General features: G+C 73.2%; 20 protein-coding genes and 2 tRNA genes. 10 read left to right on the top strand and 12 right to left on the bottom strand.

Going from position 1 to position 23,840, the window contains the following annotated elements; translation table 11 throughout:
• Window positions 1-2: 2 nt before the first annotated feature.
• Complete coding sequence (locus WJX68_RS04650) at window positions 3-1,475, bottom strand: AMP-binding protein (RefSeq protein WP_340286335.1); 1,473 nt, start codon at window positions 1,473-1,475, stop codon at window positions 3-5.
• Window positions 1,472-2,809, bottom strand: coding sequence for an MFS transporter (locus tag WJX68_RS04645; protein WP_340286334.1), 1,338 nt, complete (start codon window positions 2,807-2,809; stop codon window positions 1,472-1,474). Before WJX68_RS04645 ends, WJX68_RS04650 begins: the two co-directional genes overlap by 4 nt.
• Before the next feature lie 141 nt (window positions 2,810-2,950).
• Here WJX68_RS04645 and WJX68_RS04640 point away from each other — a divergent pair, with 141 nt between their 5' ends.
• Window positions 2,951-3,874 carry a LysR family transcriptional regulator gene (locus WJX68_RS04640; RefSeq protein WP_340286333.1) on the top strand — a complete coding sequence of 308 codons (924 nt, stop codon included), beginning with the start codon at window positions 2,951-2,953 and terminating at the stop codon, window positions 3,872-3,874.
• 367 nt (window positions 3,875-4,241) lie between these two features.
• Window positions 4,242-4,532 (top strand): hypothetical protein, encoded by a 291-nt coding sequence (locus WJX68_RS04635; protein WP_340286332.1) that lies wholly within the window; start codon window positions 4,242-4,244, stop codon window positions 4,530-4,532.
• Between the two features lie 72 nt (window positions 4,533-4,604).
• Here the strand turns inward: WJX68_RS04635 and WJX68_RS04630 are convergent, their stop codons facing one another.
• A complete protein-coding gene (locus tag WJX68_RS04630) occupies window positions 4,605-6,053 on the bottom strand; it encodes a flavin-containing monooxygenase (protein WP_340286331.1) in 1,449 nt (482 codons plus the stop codon).
• Window positions 6,054-6,245: 192 nt separating this feature from the next.
• Between WJX68_RS04630 and WJX68_RS04625 the strand changes: the two genes are divergently transcribed.
• A complete protein-coding gene (locus tag WJX68_RS04625) occupies window positions 6,246-7,103 on the top strand; it encodes a universal stress protein (RefSeq protein WP_340286330.1) in 858 nt (285 codons plus the stop codon).
• Here WJX68_RS04625 and WJX68_RS04620 read toward each other — a convergent pair.
• Window positions 7,093-7,641 (bottom strand): DsbA family protein, encoded by a 549-nt coding sequence (locus WJX68_RS04620; protein ID WP_340286329.1) that lies wholly within the window; start codon window positions 7,639-7,641, stop codon window positions 7,093-7,095. The genes WJX68_RS04625 and WJX68_RS04620 overlap by 11 nt on opposite strands.
• Window positions 7,642-7,663: 22 nt before the next feature.
• On the opposite strand from WJX68_RS04620, the gene nhaA reads away from it, so the two are divergent.
• Complete coding sequence (gene nhaA, locus WJX68_RS04615; protein WP_340286328.1) at window positions 7,664-9,004, top strand: Na+/H+ antiporter NhaA; 1,341 nt, start codon at window positions 7,664-7,666, stop codon at window positions 9,002-9,004.
• A 112-nt stretch (window positions 9,005-9,116) separates the two neighbouring features.
• A complete protein-coding gene (ppsA, locus tag WJX68_RS04610) occupies window positions 9,117-11,642 on the top strand; it encodes a phosphoenolpyruvate synthase (protein WP_340286327.1) in 2,526 nt (841 codons plus the stop codon).
• Window positions 11,643-11,667: 25 nt separating this feature from the next.
• On the opposite strand, the gene WJX68_RS04605 is transcribed toward ppsA, so the two are convergent.
• A tRNA-Pro gene (locus tag WJX68_RS04605) sits at window positions 11,668-11,744 on the bottom strand.
• A gap of 148 nt (window positions 11,745-11,892) precedes the next feature.
• On the opposite strand from WJX68_RS04605, the gene WJX68_RS04600 reads away from it, so the two are divergent.
• The 3 genes from WJX68_RS04600 to WJX68_RS04590 all read left to right on the top strand — a co-directional run bounded on the left by WJX68_RS04600 (window position 11,893) and on the right by WJX68_RS04590 (window position 14,416).
• Window positions 11,893-12,591, top strand: coding sequence for a CHRD domain-containing protein (locus WJX68_RS04600; RefSeq protein WP_340286326.1), 699 nt, complete (start codon window positions 11,893-11,895; stop codon window positions 12,589-12,591).
• Window positions 12,578-13,174 (top strand): class F sortase, encoded by a 597-nt coding sequence (locus WJX68_RS04595; protein WP_340286325.1) that lies wholly within the window; start codon window positions 12,578-12,580, stop codon window positions 13,172-13,174. The genes WJX68_RS04600 and WJX68_RS04595 overlap by 14 nt, the downstream gene beginning before the upstream one ends.
• A gap of 75 nt (window positions 13,175-13,249) precedes the next feature.
• Window positions 13,250-14,416 (top strand): FtsW/RodA/SpoVE family cell cycle protein, encoded by a 1,167-nt coding sequence (locus WJX68_RS04590; RefSeq protein ID WP_340286324.1) that lies wholly within the window; start codon window positions 13,250-13,252, stop codon window positions 14,414-14,416.
• Here the strand turns inward: WJX68_RS04590 and WJX68_RS04585 are convergent.
• Both WJX68_RS04585 and WJX68_RS04580 read right to left on the bottom strand, forming a co-directional pair.
• On the bottom strand, window positions 14,409-15,071 hold the full coding sequence (locus tag WJX68_RS04585; RefSeq protein WP_340286323.1) for a zf-HC2 domain-containing protein: 663 nt from the start codon (window positions 15,069-15,071) through the stop codon (window positions 14,409-14,411). The two genes, WJX68_RS04590 and WJX68_RS04585, sit on opposite strands and share 8 nt — an antisense overlap.
• On the bottom strand, window positions 15,068-15,637 hold the full coding sequence (locus tag WJX68_RS04580; protein ID WP_340286322.1) for a sigma-70 family RNA polymerase sigma factor: 570 nt from the start codon (window positions 15,635-15,637) through the stop codon (window positions 15,068-15,070). The genes WJX68_RS04585 and WJX68_RS04580 overlap by 4 nt, the downstream gene beginning before the upstream one ends.
• Before the next feature lie 118 nt (window positions 15,638-15,755).
• Here WJX68_RS04580 and WJX68_RS04575 point away from each other — a divergent pair.
• Both WJX68_RS04575 and WJX68_RS04570 read left to right on the top strand, forming a co-directional pair.
• Window positions 15,756-15,829, top strand: a tRNA-Gly gene (locus tag WJX68_RS04575).
• Window positions 15,830-15,920: 91 nt separating this feature from the next.
• Window positions 15,921-17,663: a hypothetical protein gene (locus WJX68_RS04570; protein ID WP_340286321.1), complete on the top strand. Its 1,743-nt coding sequence runs from the start codon at window positions 15,921-15,923 to the stop codon at window positions 17,661-17,663.
• Here the strand turns inward: WJX68_RS04570 and WJX68_RS04565 are convergent.
• The 5 genes from WJX68_RS04565 to WJX68_RS04545 form a co-directional block, all read right to left on the bottom strand.
• Complete coding sequence (locus WJX68_RS04565; RefSeq protein ID WP_340286320.1) at window positions 17,648-18,298, bottom strand: hypothetical protein; 651 nt, start codon at window positions 18,296-18,298, stop codon at window positions 17,648-17,650. The genes WJX68_RS04570 and WJX68_RS04565 overlap by 16 nt on opposite strands.
• A 105-nt stretch (window positions 18,299-18,403) precedes the next feature.
• Entirely contained in the window at window positions 18,404-18,841 is a 438-nt protein-coding gene (locus tag WJX68_RS04560) for a hypothetical protein (protein WP_337832236.1), read from the bottom strand.
• Window positions 18,838-20,058 (bottom strand): McrC family protein, encoded by a 1,221-nt coding sequence (locus WJX68_RS04555; protein WP_340286319.1) that lies wholly within the window; start codon window positions 20,056-20,058, stop codon window positions 18,838-18,840. The genes WJX68_RS04560 and WJX68_RS04555 overlap by 4 nt, the downstream gene beginning before the upstream one ends.
• Window positions 20,055-22,766 (bottom strand): McrB family protein, encoded by a 2,712-nt coding sequence (locus WJX68_RS04550; RefSeq protein WP_340286318.1) that lies wholly within the window; start codon window positions 22,764-22,766, stop codon window positions 20,055-20,057. Before WJX68_RS04550 ends, WJX68_RS04555 begins: the two co-directional genes overlap by 4 nt.
• Complete coding sequence (locus tag WJX68_RS04545; protein WP_340286317.1) at window positions 22,766-23,245, bottom strand: hypothetical protein; 480 nt, start codon at window positions 23,243-23,245, stop codon at window positions 22,766-22,768. The genes WJX68_RS04550 and WJX68_RS04545 overlap by 1 nt, the downstream gene beginning before the upstream one ends.
• Window positions 23,246-23,840: the final 595 nt, after the last annotated feature.

The following is a 23,840-nucleotide window of genomic DNA, read 5'->3' as shown; positions in this document are numbered from 1 at the left end:
GATCATCCTGTCGCACGCCCGGTCGTCGCGCGCCGTGCGGCGTCGGCGGCACGCGCGGCGATCTCCGAGCGGCGGACCTTCCCGGCGTCGTCGCGCAGCGGGTGGTCGACGACCTCGATGCTGCGCGGCTGCTTGGCCCGGGCGAGGCGGTCGTCGAGGAACGCGGGCAGCCGGGCCGCGACGTCCGGGTCGCCCTGCACCACCGCGTGCACCACCGAGCCGTAGTCGGCGTCCGGCAGCCCGACGACGACGGCGTCGCGGACCCCCGGGTGCGCGGTCAGCGCGGCCTCCACCTCGGCCGGGTACACGTTCGCGCCCCCGACGAGGATCATGTCCGAGCGGCGGTCGGCCAGGTAGAGGTAGCCGTCGGAGTCGAAGGAGCCCATGTCGCCCAGTGACTCCCAGCCGTCGCGCTCGCGGGGTTCGGCGCCGAGGTAGTGGTAGGTGGGCGCGCCGCCCGAGCGCATCCAGATCTCGCCGGTCTCGCCGGGGCCGAGCTCGCGCCCGTCGTCGTCGCACACCCGCATCTCGCCGCGCACGACGCGCCCGACCGACCCGGGGCGGGCCAGCCAGTCGCGGCCGTCGATCGCCGTGCCGGACTGGGACTCGGTGCCGGAGTAGATCTCGAACACCGTCTCGGCGCCGACCCGCTCGATCCAGCCGCGCTTGACCTGCGGCGGGCACGGCGCCCCGACGTGCAGGACGGTGCGCAGGCTCGACACGTCGGCCGCGGCCCAGTCCTGCTCGGGCAGGCGCAGCATCCGGCCCATCATCGTCGGCACCGCGTAGAGCCAGGTGGCGCCGTACGCGCCGACCAGCTCGAGGGTGCGGGCGGCGTCGAAGCGGCCCATCAGCACCACGTGGTGGCCCTGCAGCAGCGCCATCAGCGAGAACATGTAGGGCGCGTTGTGGTGCAGCGGCGCGGTGCACAGGAAGACGCCGTCGCGGTCGATGCGCAGCCCGTCGGCCCGGGCCAGCACGTGCTCGACGCAGCCGGCCTGGCCCGCGACGATCACCTTCGGCGTGCCGGTGGACCCGCCGGAGGTCGGGGCCTTCCAGGACGGCCCGACGACGTCGGGCAGCGGGCCGTCGCCGAACCCGGAGGTGTCGGGGAGCGCGCCGTCGACGACGAGCGCCGGCGCCGCGACGGCGAGCACCGCGTCCCGCTCGGCGGCGGGCAGCCGCGCCGAGAGCGGCGCCGGCACGGCGCCCAGCTTCCACGCCGCGACCGAGCACTCCAGGTGCGCGGCGGTGTTCGGCAGCGCGATGGACACGAGGTCGCCGCGGCCCACCCCGCGTGCGGCGAACGCGCGGGCCAGCCGGTTCGTGCGGGCGTCGAACTCCGCACGGGTCGCGGTGGCGCCGCCCGGGTCCTCGGTGACCATCGGCCGGTGCGGGTCCGCCGCGACGAGCTCGCGCAGCCGCGCCGCGAGCGCGGTCGCGACGGCGGGGACCTCGGGCTCGGGCAGGCTCATGCGGTGCTCCCGGTGGCGGCGCTGCCGGCCGGGGCGGGGACGCGCTCGTCGTCGGGCACCGGGCCGCGGGCGAGCACCCAGCGGGCCGAGAGCAGCGAGACCACCACGATGAGCAGCGAGTACGCGACGACCGGCACGATCGACCCGGTCGCGGCCAGCAGCGACTGCCCGATCAGCGGGGCCGTGCCGCCGAACAGGGTCCCGGCCAGCGCGTAGGACAGCGAGATCGCGGTGTAGCGCATCCGCGCCGGGAACGCCTCGGCCAGCATCCCGGCCAGGATCGCGTAGTACATGGTGTGCGGCAGCGTCGCGAGCGCCATGCCCAGCGCGGCCAGCCCGAAGCTGCCGCTGGAGATCAGCCAGAACATCACCGGGAACAGCGGCAGCTCGATCAGCAGCAGGGCCGTGACGACCTTGCGCGGGTTCCACCAGGTCGCCATGAACGCACCGAGCGGCTGGGTGAAGAACTGCACGGTGGAGCTGATCAGCACCACGTTGAGGAACACCTGGCGGTCGAAGCCCAGGTCGTTGACCGCCCAGGACAGCGCGAAGGTGTTCTTGAAGTACGCGGCGGCGGCGACGAGCGCGCACGCCCCGACCGAGACCACGACCAGCATCGTCCGCTCCCGGAAGAGCTCGGCGAGCGGGAAGCGGGACGTGGTGCCGCGCGAGCGCATCGCGACCACAGCGGGGCTCTCCTCGATCCGCAGCCGGATCACCAGGCCGACGACGACCAGCGCCGCGGACACCAGGAACGGCACCCGCCAGCCCCACGACAGGAACGCCTCCTCCGGCAGCATCGCGACGAGCGCGAACGAGCCGGTGGCGAGCATCTGCCCGGCCGGGCTGCCCTGCTGGGCGAACGCGCCGTAGAGGATCCGGCGGTTCTTCGACGCGTGCTCGGACGCGATGAGCACCGCGCCGCCCCACTCGCCGCCGACGGCCAGGCCCTGCACCAGCCGCGCGACGACGAGCAGCACCGGCGCGAGGACGCCGATGTCGTCGTAGACCGGGAGCAGGCCGATGGCCAGCGTGGACACGCCCATCAGCAGCAGCGTCGCGACCAGGGCGGTCTTGCGGCCGAGCCGGTCGCCCAGGTGCCCGAAGACGATGCCGCCGATCGGGCGGGCGAGGAACCCGACCCAGAACGTCGCGAACGACGCCAGCACGCCCGCGGCGGGGGAGGCGTTCGGGAAGAACAGCGGGCCCAGCACCAGCGCGGCGGCGGTGCCGTAGATGTAGAAGTCGTACCACTCGATGGTGGTGCCGACGAACGAGGCGATCCCGGCCTTGCGCCGCATCGACGGTGTGCTGATGGGGGTGCTCGTGGTCAACCCGGTGCTCCCTTGCACGATCGGAGAGGGCGGCCCCGACGACGCTGTCGTGACCGCCACCACGCAACGGTAGAACAACATCGTGTCGTCATCGGGACGCATCTGCTTCCGTTCCTGTCGGACGGGCGACATGATGTGGCGGTGGAGCTGCGGCAGCTGGAGTCGTTCGTGGTCGTCGCGGAGGAGCTGCACTTCGGCCGGGCCGCCGCCCGGTTGCAGGTGTCCGGGCCCCCGCTGTCCCAGCAGATCCGCCGCCTCGAACGCGAGGTCGGCGCGACGCTGTTCGACCGGCACACCCGCGCCGTCGCCCTGACCGCGGCGGGGGAGGCGTTCCTGCCGCGGGCCCGGCGCGCACTCGCCGCGGCGGCCGACGCCGCCGTCGCGGCCCGCGAGGCCGCCGAGGGCAGCACCGGCTCGGTCCGGCTCGGGTTCGCCGGGCCGAGCTCGAACACGTTCCTGTACCGCACGGCCCGCCGGTTCCGGGCCCGCCGTCCGCGGGCGCGGCTGGTGCTGGTCACCGGGCGGTTCTCCGGGGAGCTGGCCGAGGACCTGCGGGCCGACCGCGTCGACGCGGCCCTGATCCGCACCCCCGTCGACGACGACGGGCTGGCCGTCCGCGAGATCGCGCGGCACCGGCTGGTGGCCGCCCTGCCCGAGGAGCACCCGCTCGCCGGGCGTACGGAGATCGGCCTCGCCGAGCTCGCGCACGACCCGTTCGTCGCCTACCCGTCCCAGCGGATGGCCGTCATGCGGACCTCGGTCGACGCCGCCTGCCTGCGGTCGGGGTTCCTGCCCCGGATCGAGCAGGAGGCGCCCGAGACGCACACGCTGCTGTCGCTGGTGGGCGCCGGGGTGGGGGTGGGGCTGGCCCTGGAGGCGACCGCGGAGCTGCGCACCCCCGGGGTGGTGCTGGTGCCGCTGAGCGACCCGCCGGTCGTGCCGCTGGCGCTGGCGTGGAAGCGCGATGCGGCCAACCCGGTGCTGCCGGCGCTGCTGGAGGCGGCGGGGGTCGACGGGCCGGACGGCCGGGTCCCGTCGCCGCCCGGCGGGGGCGCGACGGCATGATGGGCCGCGGTCCCCGGACCGTCCGGTGCCGGCGCGACACGCCGCGACCCGCGACACGCCGGTCACGGTTTCACTCCGGCGGGTGGTCGGCCCCCGGTGCCCGTCCGGTCGACCGGTGACGCATCGCGACCGTCGCCCCGGGGACGTCCACGCTCGGTGTCCGGTGTCCTGCGGGAACCGGCCGCACCCGTTTCACACCACCCGTTCGGTACCGGCGGTCACGACGTCACCCTTTGGTGTCGTCCGCGTATCCCCGCTGGTGAGCGACTGCCTACTGTCCGCTTGCCGCGACGCACAGGCGTCCCGGTGGTGCACACGAGACTCGTGAGGCACGTCCGTCCCACCGGACACGATCGGGGAGAAAGACATGCGCAGGAAGCTCGCCGTCACCGGCGCCGCCGTCGTCGCGACCATGCTCGCCTTCAGCCCGCTGGCCTCGGCAGCGCCGGCGCCGGACATCGACGACGACGGTGACTCGTTCGTCCAGGACGTCGGCAACACCCGCGGGGACCAGTTCGGCCTGGTGAACCTCGACGACGTCAACGTGCTCAACAACGCCAACATCTGCCCGGGCGTCAACGCCGCCCTCGGCAACGTGCTCGGCATCCTCGGTGGCGGGGCGGCGCAGAACCGCGACAACCCCACCAGCTGCGACTGACACCGCCCGCGGTGACCTCCGCCCTCCGCACCCCGCCGCCACGGGCTGCGGAGGGCGGTTCCGCGTGCGGGCTCAGTGGAAGACGTACTCCGACGGCTCGACCCGGCGGGTGCGCTCGTCGTACTCGCGCATGTAGCCGGGCCAGTTGGTGACGATCCGCCCGCTCTCGTCCTTGTACCAGGAGTCGCACCGGGTCCAGGCCGTGCCGGGGAAGCGGGCCTGCAGCTGCTCGTCGTAGGCCTTCTCGACCTCCGGGCGCACCTCCACCCCGGTCGCGCCGCGCCGGGCCGCCTCCTGCAGCGCCTCGCGGACGTAGCGGACCTGGTGTTCGAGGTAGCGGATGATCGAGCCGCCGGAGGTGTTGGTGTTCGGGCCGTAGAGCACGAACAGCGACGGGAAGCCGGGCACGGTCATGCCCAGGTAGGCGTGCGCGCCGCCGGACCACTCCGCGCGCAGCGAGCGCCCGCCCGGCCCGGTGATCTCCATCGGGAACATGAAGTCGGTCGTCGCGAAACCCGTGCCCCAGATGATCGTGTCGACCTCGTGCAGCGTGCCGTCCTGCGTGCGCACGCCCTGCGGCTCGATCGCCGCGATCCGCGACGTCTCGACCTCGACGTTCGGGCGCTGCAGCGCCGGCAGCCAGTGCGAGCTGAACAGGATGCGCTTGCAGCCGAAGGTGTAGTCCGGCCAGACCTTGCGCCGGACCTCGGGGTCGCGCAGCTGCGCCCGCATGAACAGCGTCGCGTAGAGCCGTCCGAGCCGTCCCCAGGTGGCGGGGTGGCGGATCATCAGCGTCAGCGACTCGCAGTACTCGGTGATGAAGCGCCGCCGCCACCGCTGCAGGCCGGGCACGCGCGCGATCGCCGTGCGCCACCAGGCCGGGAACTCGCGGTTGCGCCGCGGCAGGAACCAGTTGCCCGAGCGCTGGAACACCGTCATGCGCCCGACGCGCGGCGCGATGGCCGGGACGAACTGGACCGCGCTGGCCCCGGTCCCGATCACGGCGACACGACGGCCGTCGAGGTCGTGGTCGTGGTCCCAGCGCGCGGAGTGGAACGCGTGCCCGGCGAAGGTGTCCGCGCCGGGGATGTCCGGGGTCACCGGCCGGTTGAGCTGCCCGGTGGCCACGACCAGCACGTCCGGGGTCCAGGTGCGGCCGTCCTCGGCGGTGACCGTCCACGGCCCGTCGGCGCTGTCGCGGCGGGCGTCGACGATGCGGACGCCGGTCGTGACGAGCTCGTCGACGCCGTACTCGGCCGCGACGCCGCGCAGGTAGGCCAGGATCTCCGGCTGCGGGGAGCACAGCCGTGACCAGTCGGTGCGCTGGGCGAAGGAGAACGAGTACAGGTGGCTCGGTACGTCGCAGGCCGCACCGGGATAGGTGTTGTGCAGCCAGGTGCCGCCGATGCCGTCGGCGGCGTCGACGATCGTGACGTCGCGGATGCCGTGGGCGCGCAGCTCGATGGCCGCGGCGATCCCGCCGAAGCCGGCGCCGACGATGAGAACGCTCGGTGCGTGCATGGGACCTCCCTGTCGCCGGCGTCACCGTAGCGATCACCGCCGGGGCCCCGGGTGCCCGTCCCGGCCCGCGCGGGCCGACGGCCGCCGGCGGTCTCCCATCTCACACCCCGACGACGCCGCGACGCGGCCCGGCCGGGAGCACAGTGGAGGGTGCACGGCCGACACGGGGCCGGCCGGGGAGGGAGCGGGACGATGAGCACCGTCGTCGTCGGCGTGGACGGTTCGGACGCGGCGCGCGACGCCGTCGCGTGGGCGGCCCGCGAGGCCGCCGCCCGTGGCGCCGACCTGATGATCCTGCAGGCCTTCGACGTCGCCGGGCTCTACGCCGACGCCGCCGTCGCACCCCTGCTCGACGACGTCGAGGAGTCGATCCGGGCCGAGGCCCGCGAGATCCTCGAGGCGGCCCGCACGGTCGCCGCGCAGTCCGCCCCCGGGGTCGCGGTGGACGTCGCCGAGGACCGGCGGGCGCCGTCGCTCGCGCTCGTCGAGCGGTCGCGTACGGCCGAACTGCTGGTGCTCGGCTCGGCCGGGCGGGGCGCGCTGGGCACCGCGCTCGGGTCGGTGACGCTGTCGGTCGCCTCGCACGCCGCGTGTCCGGTCGTCGTGGTGCGCGGGACCGCGTCGGACGGGCCGGTGCTGGTCGGCGTCGACGGCGGCCCGCTGTCCGACGTCGCGCTCGAGCACGCCTTCGCCGCGGCCGCCGAGCACGGCACCGGCCTGCACGCCCTGTCCGCCTGGCACGACGGCCGCTCCCCGGCGCTCGCCGCGGCCGGCGCGTTCGAGCGGCTGCGCGCGGCCGAGGAGCGGGCGCTGGCCGAGCGGCTCGCGGGCTGGTCGGAGCGCTATCCCGACGTCGCCGTGCAGCGGACGGTCGAACGGGACGAGCCCGGCCGGGCACTGGCCGCGGCGAGCGCCCGGGCGCGCCTGGTCGTCGTCGCGACGCGGGGCCGGGGCGGCTTCTCCGGTCTGCTGCTCGGCTCGACGGGGCTGGGCCTGATCCAGCGCGCCGGGTGCCCGGTGATGCTGGTCGGCCCGTCCGTCACGGCCTGAGCGCCGGATCGAGCGCCGCGCTCAGCGCCTCCACCGAGACGTCGCCGCGGTAGCGCTCGCCGCCCACGAACAGCGTCGGCGTGCCGCGCACGCCCGAGCGGACGGCCGCGTTGAACCCGGCCTCCACCCGGTCCTCGGCCAGCCGCGTCGCCGGCCACACGACCCGCTCCGGGCGCACCCCGGCGGTGGCGGCGTGCGCGCGCAGGTCGTCCTGGCCCAGCCGCGGCGGCCCGGGGGCGAAGAGGGACTCGTGCATCTCCCAGAACCGCCCCTCGAAGCCCGCCATCTCCGCGGCGAGCGCGGCGGCGATCGCGTGCGGGTGCACCTCGTGCAGCGGGAAGTGCCGGAACACGAACCGCAGCCGGTCGCCGAAGCGTTCCCGGACCGCACCGAGGACGGGCGCGGCGTCGCGGCAGTACGGGCACTCGTAGTCGCCGTACTCCACCAGCGTCAGCTCCGCCTCGGGCGGGCCCAGGACGTGGTCGTACGGTCCGACCGGCGGATCGAGGCTGATGGCGGCCTCCTTCTCGTGGGCCACGGGGACCGGGCAGGATCAGCGCATGGCGGTGGTGACCCTAGCCGAGCGCGGCGACCTCTCCGATGCCGCGCGGCGGTTCCTCGGCACCGAGTCGGGATCGGCGGTCCTGCTGGTGGGCGCGGCCGTCGTCGCCCTGGTGTGGGCCAACCTGGGCGGTGGCTACGAGTCGTTCTGGCACACCGGGCTCGCCGTCTCCCTCGGCGGCACCGCGCTCGACCTGGACCTGCGTCACTGGGTCAACGACGGCCTCATGGTGCTGTTCTTCCTGTCGGTCGGCCTGGAGATCGCGCGCGAGACGACGCTCGGGGAGCTGCGCGGGTTCCGTGCGCTCGCCGCTCCGGCCGCCGCGGCGGTCGGCGGGCTCGTCGCCCCCGCGCTCGTGTTCCTGGCCCTCAACGCCGGCGGCGAGGCGGCGAACGCCTGGGGCATCGCGATCTCCACCGACACCGCGGTGATGCTCGGGGTGCTGGCGCTGCTCGGCCCGCGCTGCCCGGACCAGCTGCGCGTGTTCCTGCTGGCGCTGGCCATCGTCGACGACATCGGCGCCGTCGCCGCGATCGCGCTGTTCTACACCGACGAGGTCGACGTCGTGGCGATGGTCGTCGCGCTCGTGCTGCTCGCGGGGCTGCTGGCGCTGCGCTGGGTGCGCTTCTGGCGGACGCCGTTCTACGCCGTGGTCGGCGTGCTCTGCTGGCTCGCCGTGCTGCGGTCGGGCATCCACCCCAGCGTCGTCGGCGTCGCGCTCGGGCTGCTGGTCAACGCCTACGCCCCGCGGCGCACCGAGATGGTCGAGGCCGTGCGGATCGGGAAGAACTTCCTGCTCGACCCGACCCCCGAGCGGGCCCGCACCGCCCGCGCCGTCGCCGTCGCCGCCGTGTCGCCGAACGAGCGGCTGCAGCAGGCGATCCAGCCGTGGAGCAGCTACGTCATCGTGCCGCTGTTCGTGCTCGCCAACGCCGGCGTGGTGCTGTCGGCCCAGACCCTGTCCGCCGCGGCGACCTCCGTGCTGACCTGGGGGATCGTGCTGGGCCTGGTGGTCGGCAAGCCGATCGGCGTCGCCGCCGGGACGTGGGTGGCCCTGCGCACGGGGCTCGGCCGGGTCCCGGACACGCTGCGCTGGGGCCAGCTGCTGGGCGGGTCGGCGCTGTCGGGCATCGGGTTCACCGTGGCGCTGTTCGTGACCGAGCTGGCGCTGACCGACGAGCTGCTGATCGCCGAGGCGAAGATCGGGATCCTGACGGGGTCGGTGCTCGCGGCCGTGTCGGGGTGGCTCGTGTTCCGGCTGGCGGGGGAGCGGGGCGGGCAGTGCGCGCCCAGCGGGCTCCCGACGCTGCCGCCGCGGCCGTGGCGGCCGGTGGACTGACCCCGTGCTCAACGTATAGCGCCCGGCGGGGCTTGCGGCAAGCCCCCGGTCGTGCCGGACGATCTCCGTCTCCGCCGCCGTGACCTGCGGCGGCGAGACGGACGGGGGATGGATGACCGGGGGCGCACCGCTCGTGCTGGACCTGGCGGCGATCGGCCGCGACCACGTCGGCGAGGTGGGCGGCAAGGCCGCCCACCTGGGGGAGCTCACCCGCATACCCGGGGTCACGGTCCCGCCCGGGTTCTGCGTGACGACGCACGCGTTCGCCGCCGCCGTCGCCGGGGCGCCGGGTCTGGACGGGCTGCTGGCCCGCCTCGGCGCGGCCGATCCCGCGGACCGCGCCGCGATCGCCACGGCTAGCGCCGAGGTGCGTGCGCTGATCGCCGCCCTGCCCGTCCCGGACGCCGCCGCGGCGGAGCTGACCGGCGCACTGGCCGCGGCCGGCGACGGCACCGCCTGGGCGGTGCGCTCCAGCGCGACCGCCGAGGACCTCCCGGACGCGTCGTTCGCGGGCCAGCAGGACACCTATCTCGGCGTCGTCGGCGCCGCGGCGGTGCTCGCGCACGTCGCGCGGTGCTGGGCGTCGCTGTTCACCGAGCGCGCGGTGACCTACCGGCGCCGCCACGGGATCGACGAGCGGGACGTGCGGATGGCCGTCGTCGTGCAGCGGATGGTGGCGCCCCGGGCGTCCGGCGTCCTGTTCACCGCGGACCCCGTGACCTCGCACCGGCGCACGGCCGTCGTCGAGGCCGTCCCCGGGCTCGGCGAGGCGCTGGTCTCCGGCGTCGCGGACCCCGACCGCTGGACGGTGCGCGACGGCGCGGTGCTCGAGCGTTCCGTGGCGACCGCGCCAGCCGCCGTGCTGGACGACGACGAGGTCCTCGCCCTCGTCGCGCTGGGCCGGCGCATCGAGGCCCGGCTGGGCGTGCCGCAGGACGTCGAGTGGTGCCGCACCGCGGACGGGTTCGCGATCGTGCAGGCCCGCCCGATCACCACGCTGTTCCCCGTCCCGCAGGCCGGGGACGACGCGCTGCGCGTGTACCTCTCGGTCGGGCACCAGCAGATGATGACCGACGCCATGACCCCGCTGGGGCGCTCGTACTGGCAGCGGACGACCCCGCGGCCGATGGCCGAGGCCGGCAGCAGGCTGTTCGTCGACATCAGCGGTGCGCTCGCGGACCCCACCGCCCGCGCGGGCCTGCTGGAGATGATGGGCCGGTCCGACCCGCTCGTGCGCGACGCCGTCGAGACGGTGCTGGGCCGCGGCGCGTTCGGCGACGCGCCGCCGGTCGCCGGCCCGGCCGCACCGGCGCCGTCGTCCTGGCTGGACGCAGACCCCGGCCTGGTGGGCGAGCTGGTCGCCGAGAGCCGCGCGTCCCTCGCCGCCGCCGAGCGCGACGTCGCCGGCCGGCACGGCGAGGACCTGTTCGCGTTCCTCGACGAGGACATGCAGGAGCTGCGACGGCTGCTGTTCGACCGGCGCGCCCACGCCGTGTTCACCACCGCCATGGACGCCTCGTTCTGGCTGGACGAGCACCTGCACACCTGGCTCGGCGAGAGCGGCGCCGCGGACACCCTCACCCTGTCCGCGCCCGGCAACGTCACCTCCGAGATGGGGCTCGCCCTGCTCGACGTCGCCGACGTGGTCCGGCCGCACCCCGCCGTCGTCGCCCACCTGCGCGCCCTGCACGAGGACGACGACCTCGACGGCCTGCCCGCCCTGCCCGGCGGACGCGCCGCCCACGACGCCCTGACCGGCTTCCTCGACACCTACGGCGCCCGCTGCGTCGGCGAGATCGACATCGCCCGCACGCGGTGGAGCGAGCGACCCGCCACCCTCGTCCCGCTGCTGCTGTCCCACGTCGACGCCGCCACCCCCGGCGAGGGCCGCCGCCGGGCGGCCGAGGGGGAGCGGCGGGCGCAGGACACGGCCCGCGACGTGCTCGCCCGGCTGCGCGCGCTGCCCGGCGGGGACGCACGGGCCGACGAGACCGCCGCCATGATCGACCGGCTGCGGACCTTCATCGGCTTCCGCGAGTACCCCAAGTTCGGCATGGTGCGCCGCTACCTGATCCACAAGCGCGCCCTGCTCGCCGAGGCCGACCGGCTGGTCGCCGCCGGCGTGCTGCGGTGCCGCACGGACGCGTTCTTCCTGCACTACGACGAGCTGCGCGAGGTCGCGCGCAGCGGCCGCGCGGACCACGACCTGATCCGCGAGCGCCGGGCGACCCACGCCGCGCACCGCCGCCTGACCCCGCCCCGGGTGCTGACCTCCGACGGCGAGACGCTGTCGGGCTCGTTCCACCGCGACGACCTCCCCGACGGCGCGCTGGCCGGGATCGCGGTGTCCCGCGGAACCGTCGAGGGGCGTGCCCGGGTCGTGCCGGACATGGCCCGGGCCGACCTCGTGCCCGGCGACGTGCTGGTCACGGTCGCGACCGATCCGAGCTGGTCACCGGCGTTCGTGACGATCGCGGGGCTGGTCACCGAGGTCGGCGGGACCATGACCCACGGCGCGGTCGTCGCCCGGGAGTACGGGCTGCCGGCCGTCGTCGGGGTGGCCGGGGCGACGCGGGAGATCCGGGACGGGCAGCGCATCCGGGTGCACGGGACCGACGGGTACGTCGAGCTGCTCTGAGCAGGTCGGAGCGCTCGTCCGTCGCTGGTCGGGGTGGCGGGATTTGAACCCACGGCCCCTCGCTCCCAAAGCGAGTGCGCTACCAAGCTGCGCCACACCCCGTCGTCGGGAGTCTAGCCCGCTGCCCCGCGCCCCCCGCGTGAGGTGAGCCGGCGCCGTGCGACGACCCGTCCGGGTGAGTCGTGAACGCGATCACCCCGGCCGCCGTAGAGATGGTCAAGAAGGACGAACCTCCCGGAAAGGACCCGCGATGCGTCGCACCCTCCCCCGTCTCGCCGCCGTCACCGCCGCGACTGCTCTCGGCTTCGCCGCGACCGCGGGCGTCGCGTTCGCCCAGCAGGCGGACGTGCCCGAGCCCGACTCGTTCACCAGCATGTACACGGTGATGGCCACCCCCGACACCGTCATCAACAACGACGGTGCGTCGGTTCCCGGCCAGCCGGGTGCGAGCGGTGAGTTCAACTTCCGGATCAACTCCGACGAGGAGATCATCTGCTACGACATCACGCTGCGCGGCGTGACCGGTGAGTACCAGAGCCCGGCCGCGACCGCGACGCACATGCACGAGGCGGCCGCCGGTCAGCCCGGCCCGCCGCGGATCTCCTTCCCGAACCCCGAGGGCGAGGGCGACACCCGCACGTCGTCGGGCTGCCTGCAGGGCCCCTTCACCACCGGGCTCGAGGGTGACAACGGCCAGGACACCGGCACCGGCTTCTCGCTCAAGCAGGTCGAGGCGAACCCGGCCGGCTTCACCGGTGACACCCACACCGCCGACTACGCCGCAGGGGCCGTGCGCGGCCAGCTGCAGGAGGTCCCGATGGGCGGCGTCGAGACCGGCGCCGGTGGGTCCTCGGACTCCACCGCCCTCTACGCGATCGGTGCGGCCGGGGTCGCCGCCGCAGCCGGAGCGGGCGTCGTGATGGTCCGCCGGGGTCGTGCGCAGAGCTGAGACCACGCGCGGGCGGCGCCCGGGAGCCCTGCTGCTCCCGGGCGTCGTCGCGCTGCTGCTCCTGCTCGCCGGCTGCGCGACGCCGGCGGCGCCGGAGCGGCCCGCCGGTCCGGTCACGCAGGTGCCGGTGACCGCCGGACCGGGGGAGGACGTCGTCCCGACCTCGGTGCGGATCCCCGCCGCGGGCGTGGACGAGGCCGAGCTCGTGCGCCTGGGCGTCGCCGGCGACGGCACCGCCGAGGTCCCGCAGGACTTCGACCGCGTCGGCTGGTTCGACCGCGGCGGCAACCCGGGGCCGACCGTCCTGATGGGACACGTCGACTCCCGCGACGGACCGGCCGTGTTCTTCGACGTGCGCGCCCTCGGCCCGGGCGACGTCGTCGAGGTCGGACGCAGCGACGGCACCGTGCTGCGCTACGCGGTCGAGCGCGTCGAGCAGGTGCCCAAGGACCGGTTCCCGACGTTCGCGGTGTTCGGCGCCGCGTCGCCGGACCTGCTGCGGCTGGTCACCTGCGCCGGGGAGTTCGACCGTGGCGCCCGCAGCTACGTCGACAACCTCGTCGTCCACGCCCGCGCGGTCTGACGGTCGCACCGTTGCCCGACGCGCCGGGACGTCCGGTTGCGACACATCCGCCCGGTTCGCCCCGACACTGATCGGGTGACGGTGCCGAGACAGCGCGACGCCCGCGGGGTCACCGGCCGTGCCGGTCGCCCCGGGGCGGGCGTGGCGGCCCGGCTGCGCCGCGTGCCACCGCTGCACCTGCTGCTCGGGACGACCGGAGCGCTGCTGGCGATCGGCGTCGTCATGGTGCTGTCGGCGTCCGCGGGCGGCCGGACCGTCGCCGACGGGATGGTGCTGACCGTCTTCGTGCGGCACCTCGTCTTCCTGGTGCTCGGCCTCGGCGCGTTCGCCCTCGGCATGTGGGTGCCGCCCGCCCGGCTGCGCCGGTGGACGCCGGTGCTGCTGCTGGCGTGCCTGGGTGCGCTGGTCGTCGTACTGGTCCCCGGCATCGGCGAGGTGCGCGGCGGTGCGCGGCGCTGGATCTCCGTCGGCGGGTTCACGGTGCAGCCGGGCGAGGCGGTCAAGGTCGTGCTGCTGCTGTGGGGCGCGCACGTCCTGGCGCTGCGCGGGCGGGCCGTGCGCCACGGCCGCTACGCCGTGCTGCCCCTCGTCCCGGTCGCGTTGCTGGCCGCGGCGCTGCTCATGCTGCAGCCCGCGCTGAGCACGACGGTCGCGCTCGGCGTCGTCGTGCTGTCACTGCTGTTCTTCGCCGGGGCCCCGCTGCTGCTGCTCGGCGGGCTCGCCGGCGGCGCGCTCGCCGGGGTCGCGGTCCTCGGCCTGACCGCGGACTACCGGCGTGACCGGATCAGCACCTTCCTCGGCGCCGGCGACGAGCTCGGTGCCGGCTACCAGTCGCGCCAGGCACTGCTGTCCCTCGCCGACGGCGGCGTGTTCGGCACCGGCCTCGGCCAGGGCCGTGCGAAGTGGGACTACCTGCCCAACGCCGCGAACGACTTCGTGTTCGCCGTGATCGGCGAGGAGCTCGGGCTGCTCGGCGGCCTGGCCGTGCTCGGGCTGTACCTACTGCTCGCCTGGACCGGGCTGCGCGTCGCGGCACGCACCCGCGACCGGTTCCTGCAGCTGACCACGGCCGCCACCGTCACCTGGGTCGTCGTGCAGGCGGCCATGAACGTCGGCTACGTCGTCGGGCTGCTTCCCGTCACCGGCCAGCAGCTGCCGCTGGTCTCGGCCGGCGGGACGGCGCTGGTCAGCACCCTGTTCCTGCTGGGGCTCGTCGCCGGCGCCGCCCGCCGGCTCAGGTAGCGGCGAGATCGCCGCGCAGGACGGTCCCGCCACCGGCGTCGACGACGGAGAACGACTCCGCGTCGCCGCGCAGCACCGACGAGTTGAGGTTGCAGATCATCGGCCTCGCACCGGTCCCGATGAACTCGCCGGCGTTGACGACGCGCCCGTCGCGGGCCTCGACGACGACCCGGTACGTCGCGCCGGACCGGAACCCGTCGCCGTCGAGCACGATCTCCACGCCCCACGTGTGCGGGATCGCGACCGCGCTGGCCTCGACGGCGGGGTCCAGCGCCTGGACCGCGACCGGCTCGCGCGGGACGGGGTCGTGAGCACCGACGAGGTAGCCGCCGACGCCGCCGACCAGCAGCGCCGCCGCGGCGGCGGCCGCCACGGGCAGCAGGCGCGGCCGGCGCCGTCGCTCCGGCCGCTCGGCGCGCGCCGCGGCCACGATGCGGTCGCCGAGGTCGGGCGGGGGCGCGGGGGAGTGGTCGAGGCGGTCGTGATCGACGGAGCGCAGCGCGGGCAGCACGCTCGCGATGGCCGCCAGCTCGTCGCGGCAGTCGGGGCAGCCCTGCAGGTGCGCCTCGACGGTCGCGCGCTCGTCCCCGTGCAGCCGGCCCATCGCGAGGTCGCCCAGCGACTCGCGCAGAGCGCGGTGCTCGTCGCCCGTCACGGTTCCACTCCCATCTCGTCCATCGCCAGTCGCAGTGCCTTCAACCCGTAGAAGACACGGCTGCGGACGGTACCGATCGGCACGCCCGCCTCCGCCGCGATCTCCGCGTGCGGACGCCCCCGCAGGTACGCCTCGACGATCGCCTGGCGGTGCTCGGGCCGCAGCCGTCGCAGCGCCTCCTCGACCAGCCAGGCGTCGACGAGGGCGTCGTCGGCCGGGCCGATCGCGTCGGTCCCTGCCTCGGGCTCGTCGGTGAGCCGGCGCCGCCACGGCCGGGCCGCGACCCTGCGGATCTCGTCGATCACCACGTTGCGGGCGATCGCGAACAGCCACACCCGCAGGCTCGCGACGCTCGCGTCGTAGCTGTCGGCGCGCCGCCATGCCCGCAGGAACACCTCCTGCACCGCCTCCTGGGCCGCGCCCTCGTCGCCGAGCTGGCGCAGGGCGTAGCGGTAGAGCTCGGCGCCGTGGGCGTTGTACGCGGCCCGCAACCCGGACTCGGAGTCCAGGCCGGGCTCGGCCGCCGCGGCGTCGACGGACCGCAGTCTGCGGTGGGGCGCCCTCATCGGTGTCCGGATCCTCCTGAACGTCCTCGTCGTCCTGGTATACGTACCCAGGGGTGGCGACGTTCACGAGTTCGAGATGGGCTACCCTTTCGGATGTCCGGACCTGTGGTGCGGGCATGCGGGCGTAGCTCAATGGTAGAGCCCCAGTCTTCCAAACTGGCTACGCGGGTTCGATTCCCGTCGCCCGCTCCAGGTTCTGACCAGCACGAACGCAGTCTGCGGCAAGATCGACAGACAGACTCGTGACACGGAGCATGACTCGAGCGCCCGTAGCGTTCGTGTCATGGCTCGTCTCCAGCCCAGGCCCGCGGGTCGCCAGAAGGGCAGCATCGACGTCCTCCTGACCCGGTACTGCGGGCAGGGCGCCACCGTCCAGACGAGCCATTCGGTGATCACTGACCGTACTGACCACGCCGCCGCGCTGGTCGGCCTGACCCGCGGCGTCGACGCCAACACCGCCTACGTCGCGACCGTGACCGAGCTGCCCGACGCCGCGGACGGCAGCGATCGCCACCAGCTGCACCGTTCCCCGAAGGCCGTCCTGACAACGGCGCCGGAGCTGGCCGAGCCGGACCGGTCTGCGCTCGCGTTCGCTGAGGAGTCCGCGGACTGGGCCGGATCGGTGGCGACGGCGGCCGAGCTGTTCGCCGACGCCGCGCACCAGGCGTCGGTCCGCCGCACCACCGCGTGGCTGGACCGGCTCACCGACACCGGTGTCCTGACCCTCGAGCAGCGCGACCAGCTCGCCGCCGAGGACGCCTCGACCTCGCTCACCCACCCACTCCGCCGCGCGGAGGTGTCCGGCCCCGACCCCTACACCGTCCTGCACGACACGATCACCGGGCAGCCGCTCGCCGGGGCGCGGAATCTGACCAACGTGATCCACGCCCGGATGCGCGACCGGCAGCGATTCGAGCCGCAGGTCGGCACGTGGACCGACCGCGTTCCGCAGCTCGACGACCCGCAGATGACCCGCTACCTCGAGGCTCGCCGAGCACCTGGACCAGCGCACCGCCGACCTGGGCGCCCAAGCCGCCGCCGAGCCGCCGCGCTGGGCCGTCGACCTCCTCGGCCAGGTCCCCGACCGGGACGACATCGAGGCCCGCGCCGAGTGGGAACGCAAGGCCGGCGCGGTCGCGGCCTGCCGGGCGCTGACCGGCCGCGAGGACACCGACGACGCCGAAGCCGGCCCCACCGACGCCCTCGACGTCCTCGGCGCCGCGCCGAAGCCGGGGATGGTCGAGCATCACGCCGCGTACTGCGCGGGGTGGGAGGCGTTGGGGCGGCCGCGGGCGGATCGGGAGGAGTTCGAGCTGTCCGACGGGGCGTTGCGGATGCGAGTGCGGGCCTAGGAGCGGCAGCAGGCGCGCCCCGCTACGTCGCCAACGAACTCGCCGGGACCCGCCAGGCCGCCGAGCACCATCGGCACACCGCCGTCCTGCGCCGGACCGAGAGCGCCGCCGCCGCGCTGGCCGCCGAACTGGACCAGCGCGTCGGTGAGCTGGGACAGGTCGAGGCCGCCCGCGGACGCTGGCTCCTGCGGACCGCCGTCGACCGGGAGAAGCACGACCGGGCGCTCATCGCCCTGGCCCATCGCACTGCCGACCGGGACGACCCCGATGACCGGGTCTCGGCTGACGAGTGGTTGGCCGCGCACGACGAGGCCATGCGCGACGAGGACGAGTACCGGCCGGATCCTGAGCACGACCTCGACGAGGTCCACCACGACGACCTCGATCTGGCTGACCGCATCGGGCCGGTCCTGGAGACGGCGGTGGACGACGTCCGCGACCTCGCCGCGGCCGAACCCCGGGAGCGGCACGAGGACGACGTCCGCGTGCCCACCTCCGCCGAGTCCGAGGACGCGGTCAGCCGCGCCCGCCGTGCGCTCGACGAGATCCACGCCCAGGAGGTGTACGAGGCGAGCCAGGACACCGCCGCGGACCGCGACGTCGACCACGCCCACGAGGACCCGTTCGCCGACGAGACCGACGACGGCTGGGACGACGCCTACGCGGACTCCTGAATCTCGAACACCGTGCCCGGCAGCTCGGCCACGACCCGCCGCCACAGCGGCAGCTCGTGATCATGCTCCGGGCGCCCCCGCCAGCCCGGCTCGTAGCCGTCCTCGACCATCGTCAGGTAGAGGTCGGCCAACTCACGGACGTCGGACCAGGTGCGCTCCTCACGCCACAGCGCGACCAGATCGACGATCGATTCCGGCAGCCGACCACCCGGGATCCGCTGCCGGAGGCCCCACTCCGGCACCGCAGTCGGGAGACCGGCCAGCGTCGTGCCGGTCTCGACGACCTGCATCGGGTGCCAGCGGACCTCGTGCTCACCGTCGCGCGGGACGTCGACGACGACCAGCCCGGACGGCAGCGGAGACGGCCGTTCCAGCGCGACCGAGAGGTCGGCCTGTTCCCAGACCAGCACCAGGCGCGACGTCTGCGCCATCGACGCCATCCAGCCCAGACCGGCGATCGCACGGTGGGCGTCCTCGCCGCGGTAGAACGGCCGGGTGCGCAGGTAGCCGACGTAGGGCAGCCGCGGTAGCTCCGCGCAGAGGAAGTGCGCGGTCGGGGGAGGGACCCAGCCTCCCGCTGCCAGCATGGCCGTGGTCGTGTCGACCGCGAGCTGCTCCAGCTCGTCGACCCACATCGGCTCGGTCAGTGTCCGCCTGAGTGGAGTGTGCTCGCGCCCTCTGACACTTCTGTCGGTAACTGATCGCGTCCGATGGTGTTGTGCTGTCCGAACAACGCTCTTCTAATCGAATCCGAGCAGGTCCCAGCGTCGGGCGTATCCATCGATGTCGCGGGTCCGGATGCTGCAGTGCAGCGAGGCGTCGTTGAATGCACGATGGCCGCCGTTGCGACGGAGGTACGCCTCATGCCGGGTGCGGATGCCGTGCACTACCTCCTCCTCGGCCCCGATGTGGAACTCGGGACGCTCGGTGGACAGGTCGACGAACACCCAGAAGCGATCGGGCTCAGTCTCGGTGTCTCCGTTGCGGATACTGGACTGCCAGTCCCCGCGACGCCGACTCACCACCCGGAGCCGGCGGAGGCCGTCCGGGCCGTCCATATGCACCTCGGTACGGCGTCCGACCGGAACTTCGCGAGCCGTGCCGCCGCGGCGCTCGATCTGTTCGATGACGAGGCGACGGGCGTGAGCCGCCACCTGCTGGGTGGATCCGGTTGTCATGGGGAGCCCCCGATCGGTAGTGCTGCGGAACTACAGCGTGCGGCGATGGAATCCGCCAGAACGTCAAGATCGGTCAGCACGGCGTCGATGGTGCCGCCGGCATCGATCGTGAGGACGTGCAGTCGGGTCCCGCTGCGAACGACAGTGGCGGCGCTCTCCGAGCGTCCGTCCCCGGCTCGGCAGTAGATGAGCACACCGTCGTCGAGACCGAGCGCGACGGTATAGGCGAGCACCTGGCGATAGTCGTCGCCACGGGCCCTGGCGTCGTCGCTGATTTTGTACTTGACGTCAGCGACACCGACGACTTCGCTACGACGCCGGAACTCCAGGTCGGGGCGCAACGGGATACGGCCACCGACATCGAGCCTGCGATGGGTCTGGGTGTCGACGTGGAGCCGTCCCCGCAGCCGCGCCGCGAGTCCTCCGCTGACCCACCGCTCGAACAGATCAGGCATGTCCACGAGGAAGGCAGAGGCGGATCGACGTCCCTCGATATCGACCAGAGACAGGTTCCGCAGGACGATCTCGGCAAGTCGCAGCGCGGGCCGGTAATGCTCGTTGAGTCGGGTCATGATGATGCGCTCGATATCATCCGCCGTGGGCGCGGTGTCGGCCACCTCGTCCAGCCCGGCCAAGGCGCGGATCAGGCGATGCCGGTCCGGCGGCGGCAGTTGGGGTGAGCGTAAGGCCGAACGGACGGCGGCGCGGAGGTAGCGGTTTTCGTCGTTGTCGGTGGTGTAATCGTCGTATCGGCACGCGACCGGGAGATCGAGTGCCGCCCGCCGGAGCTGGGCCGGGAAGTCGATGCGACCTCTGACGGTGGCAAGGGCTTCGTGTCGTTCTCGGTAGGACCTCAGCACCCCTCGGGCGAGCGTGGTCTCGACCGTCCGCGCGAAGAAGCTGAGCACAGCGGGAAGCAGATCTCCGTCAGCGGCGTAGTCGAATGCCTCGTCCCGCCATGCGGAGTGAGGAAGGCCGGCCGAGAGGAACAGGAACACGTTCTCCGGACGGACCTTGGGACGTATGAGCACGCGGAGACCTGTGACCGAGACCGACCCGACGAACTTGGTCGCTGAGATCTTCCATTCCCCGGCCCGCGCGGTCGGCGCCACCGACAGTGCGTGCGGGGCGACCGTGGTCAGTGCCCTCGCGCTCTGGTCGGGCAGGGTATGGATCGCCGACGAATGCTCGTGCAGCACGAGCGTCGACGAGTTCACTCCTCAGCGTCCGCGTTCGACGACCCCTGGGAGCCGGACCAGTCCTGGTACCGCCGCCACGCCTCGGCCCAGCGGAACCGATCGATTCGGGCCTGGTCGCCGAAGAACTGGTCTTCCACGAACGGTTCCACGTTGTAGCGCCAGATCCGCGCCACAACAGTCTCATCGAGACCGCGGCGCATGAAGTGGCTGGGCCCGATCTGTAGATGCGGGCCACCGAGTGCGTCGATGAGCTCGCCATTGACCATGCCGACGAGCCCGGCGACCCAGGCGGGTTCGTCGTGCTTCTTCAGCCAACGCTGCAGCAAACCTTCCAGCGGGCCGCTGTCTGGGTAGATGGGAACGAAGTGGAAGCGGCGGCGCAGGGCAGCGTCGATCAGAGCGACCGAGCGGTCCGCGGTGTTCATGGTGCCGATGAACCACAGGTCGGGAGGCAGCTCGAACGCCTCGTCGGGTCGGTAGAGGGTGCCGACCTGCTCACCGCGGTACTCGAGCAGGAACAGCAGCTCGCCGAGGATCTTCGGCAGGTTCCCACGATTGATCTCGTCGATGAGCATGACGTGACGGGTACCAGGTGCTTCCTTCGCTCTTCCGGCGAGAGTCCGCAGCGGGCCGTCGGTGAGTGAGTAGGCAACAGCACCGTCGACGGTCTGCGGGCGATACCCCTCCACGAAGTCCTCATAAGAGGTTGACGGATGGAACTGCACAATGCTGCGTCGTCGGCGATCGGGGGCGAGTACCTCAGCGAGTTTCTTGGCGATGTACGTCTTCCCGGTGCCGGGTGGCCCGTAGAGAACGACCTGCCCCTTGTCGCGGAGCAGCTCGATGATTTCGTCGAGGAAGGCTCGGTCGATTAGCAGGTCTTCGGCGAGGTCGGCGATCGGATCGTCGTCGGTCCGCTCGGGTTCGTGGCTGACATACCAGAGCAGGAATCGGCTCATGCCCCACGGGTCACCGGGGAACAGGTGCTCGACCCGGCGGCGTAGCCGGTCGTTGGCATCGACCTGGACGTGTCCGCGACTCGTCGCGGCGGGTTCCGGCATCCCGAGGAGCTGTAGGAGGCGGTGTTTGCCGTGCTCGCCCTTATAGGGGAAGACCGGCAAGAACCGTTCGGGGCGAGTGATCGCCAAGAGTTTCATGCATACGCTCTCGCCGAGCCCGTGGATCTTCCACTGTGGGTCGGTGAGGACCGCGTCGATCCGGTCGGCGTCCTCGCCGTCTCCGTGACAGAGATGACGAACGGTGTCGAGGAACCGGTCGTAGGTCGCCGGATCGCCGAGGGCGGCGTTGAGCGGGGCCATCGGCCCGGGGCCACCGTAGGCCTGGGTGTTCCAGATCTTGCGCAGCTCCGCCGGATCCTGATCCGGTAACGCGCCGTCGGCGAGCAGGTCGGCGAACCGGGCCCGGGCGGCGCGGTCGGTGTCGTCTGCGGGGCGCGGGTACCCCCATCTGCGGAACTCTTCGGCGAGTGCGACGAGGGGGTCGGGGGCCGTGGTTGGCCGCGCAGTTCCCGGTTCTCCACCCGCGAGGGTGATCAGTGCATCCAGTACCGGCCGGGCGCGCTCGACCGTGCTGAGCAGTTCGGCGCGAAGGTCGAGCCCGGTGAGCTGGTCGCGGTCGAACCAGCGACCGTAGAGGAACTCGCCGGCAGAACCGACGAATCCGGCGTCCTCGCCGTGCCGGCTCCCGCGTGCCCCGAAAACCCCGAAGCTTGGAACAGGTTGGTCACTGATGACGGCGGCGGCCTCGTCGTACCAGCCGGACCGGGGAAGCCCGGGCTTGACGCCGATGCCCATGCCTTGGGCGTTGATCCAGATGCGGATGCCAGGGGCGGTTCGGCCGTCGGTCCAGTCGACCCAGGTGTCGGCGCGAGGACGGCCGTCCTTCCAGTCCCGGGCCGGTGCGGCGCTCTGCAGCGGACGTCCGGCTTCCTTCTCGACATCGGCTCCCAGGTCGCGGGTGTAGCGGGCGAACGCGACGAGCGCGGCGGCGTTGCGAACGAGGTCGTCATGGTCCACCGCATCGGCGTCCGCACCGAACGCGCACCGGTCGACCAGCACGGGATCGACGACGGTGGGCCGGCTGTTCTCCCACCACCGGGCGACCCGTTCGACCCGGTCGACGTCGGTGTCGAGTTCCTGCGCTCGAGCGGTGAACTCGCGATAGCGCTCGTCGACAGGTTTCGGTAGAGGAACACCGGTGATGAACTCGACGAACGATGCGGCGCTGGTCCAGTGGATCGGCCACCGCCGGTCGGCGAGGGCCCAGAAGTAGGACAGCAGGAACGCCGCGCTGCGCGGGGCGGGCTGCCCACCGCTGCGGACGGCCTCGATGGCGTCGACCACGCTGCGGATCTTCGCGGTGGCCCCGTCGATGTCGTCGGGCGCAGTGAGCGCCTCGGCGAGAAGGGAGCCGGTGCGGTACGGGTCCTCGCTGCGCTTGACAAGCTGGTTGAGCAACATCTGGCCGGCGAAGCCGTTGAACGCGACGGTGTCCGGCTTGACCGCCCACGCCTGCATCATCGCCCGGAAGCTTTCGACGTCGCCGGTGCGGCGCAGGGTGGCGAGATGACCCAGGGCCTCCTCAGCGCTCCGGGCGAAGCCCGCCTGACGGGTGGTGGACTCGCGTTCGACTGCGGGGTCAGCGGCGAACTGCCGAGCGTGGGCTTCGTACCAGCGGCGGCGGAACTCGAGCTCCGACGAGTGCACTACAGGATTCCTTCCTGTGCGGGACGGGCCGGGTGCCGCGGTCCCGCCCCTGCCGGAACGTCGGCGAGAGGCAGCCATCCGTGTCCGCCACGAGCGGTCGCGGCGGCCATACGGTCGTAGGCGTCGAGAACGAGGCGCTTGGTGCGAAACTCGCCGTGGTCGCGCACCTCGTACTTGCGAACGACGAAGAACGAGTCGAGCACGTGCTCGGCCTCGGTGCGATCGAGTCCGTAGACGTGGAGGAACGCCGCGTCGAGGTCGGCCCGGAGCAGCGCGCGCCGTTCGAGGTTCCAGCGGAAGGGCGGACCCTCGTCACCCATGTCGAGGGCGTAGGGGCGCAGGCGCCACGAGGTGTAGGCGAGCTCGCGGACGTAGGGAAGCACGCAGCGTTCGAGCGTCTGCTCTGGCAGCCAGTCGGTGGGCCGGTCGAAGGTGGTAGGCGTCGGGCAAGCGAGCTGTTTGGTGACGAAGTACTTCATGTGGGTACCGCTGAGCTTCTGTCGACGTTCACGCTGACCGTCAGCGGGTGCTCGGGGTGCGCGTCGGCCCAGAGCACGCAGCTCTGGCGGCAGGTGCGGAACGTCAGGCATGACGGCACCCTAGGGACCGATGGTCGCAGAGTTCCACCGGTCGCTTACGCCCGTGATCCGCGCTCGATAGAGATCTGCTGTGACACGCGGCGTGACACGAGCTCTTGGCGAACGGTGTTGTCAGAGACACCCGTGCACCCGCTAATGCGGTCATCGTCGCAGGTGGAGGCACTGGAAGAAGCCCGCGAACTTCCTTCCAAACTGGCTACGCGGGTTCGATTCCCGTCGCCCGCTCCACACCGTTCGTGCAGCTCAGACGGTCCTTCCGGCCCGACGCTCGATCGTCGAACGCCCCGTGCAGGCTGCCGCCGTGCGATGAGGTCGGGGACCGCATCGCCGACACCGCCCTCGTCGTCGCCCCTCCGGCCCTCGGCCCCACCGGTGTCGTCGGCGGACTGCTCCCCCCCCGGGACGTGCTCCCCGGGACGGTCGGCGATCGCGCGGTCCCCGCTCGTCGCCGGTGTGCTGGTGGGTCATCGCCGCT

Source organism: Pseudonocardia spirodelae (assembly GCF_037727765.1).
Lineage (GTDB): Bacteria > Actinomycetota > Actinomycetes > Mycobacteriales > Pseudonocardiaceae > Pseudonocardia > Pseudonocardia spirodelae.
Note: the sequence above shows the minus strand (reverse complement) of the source record. Positions and strands in the feature narration are given on the sequence as shown.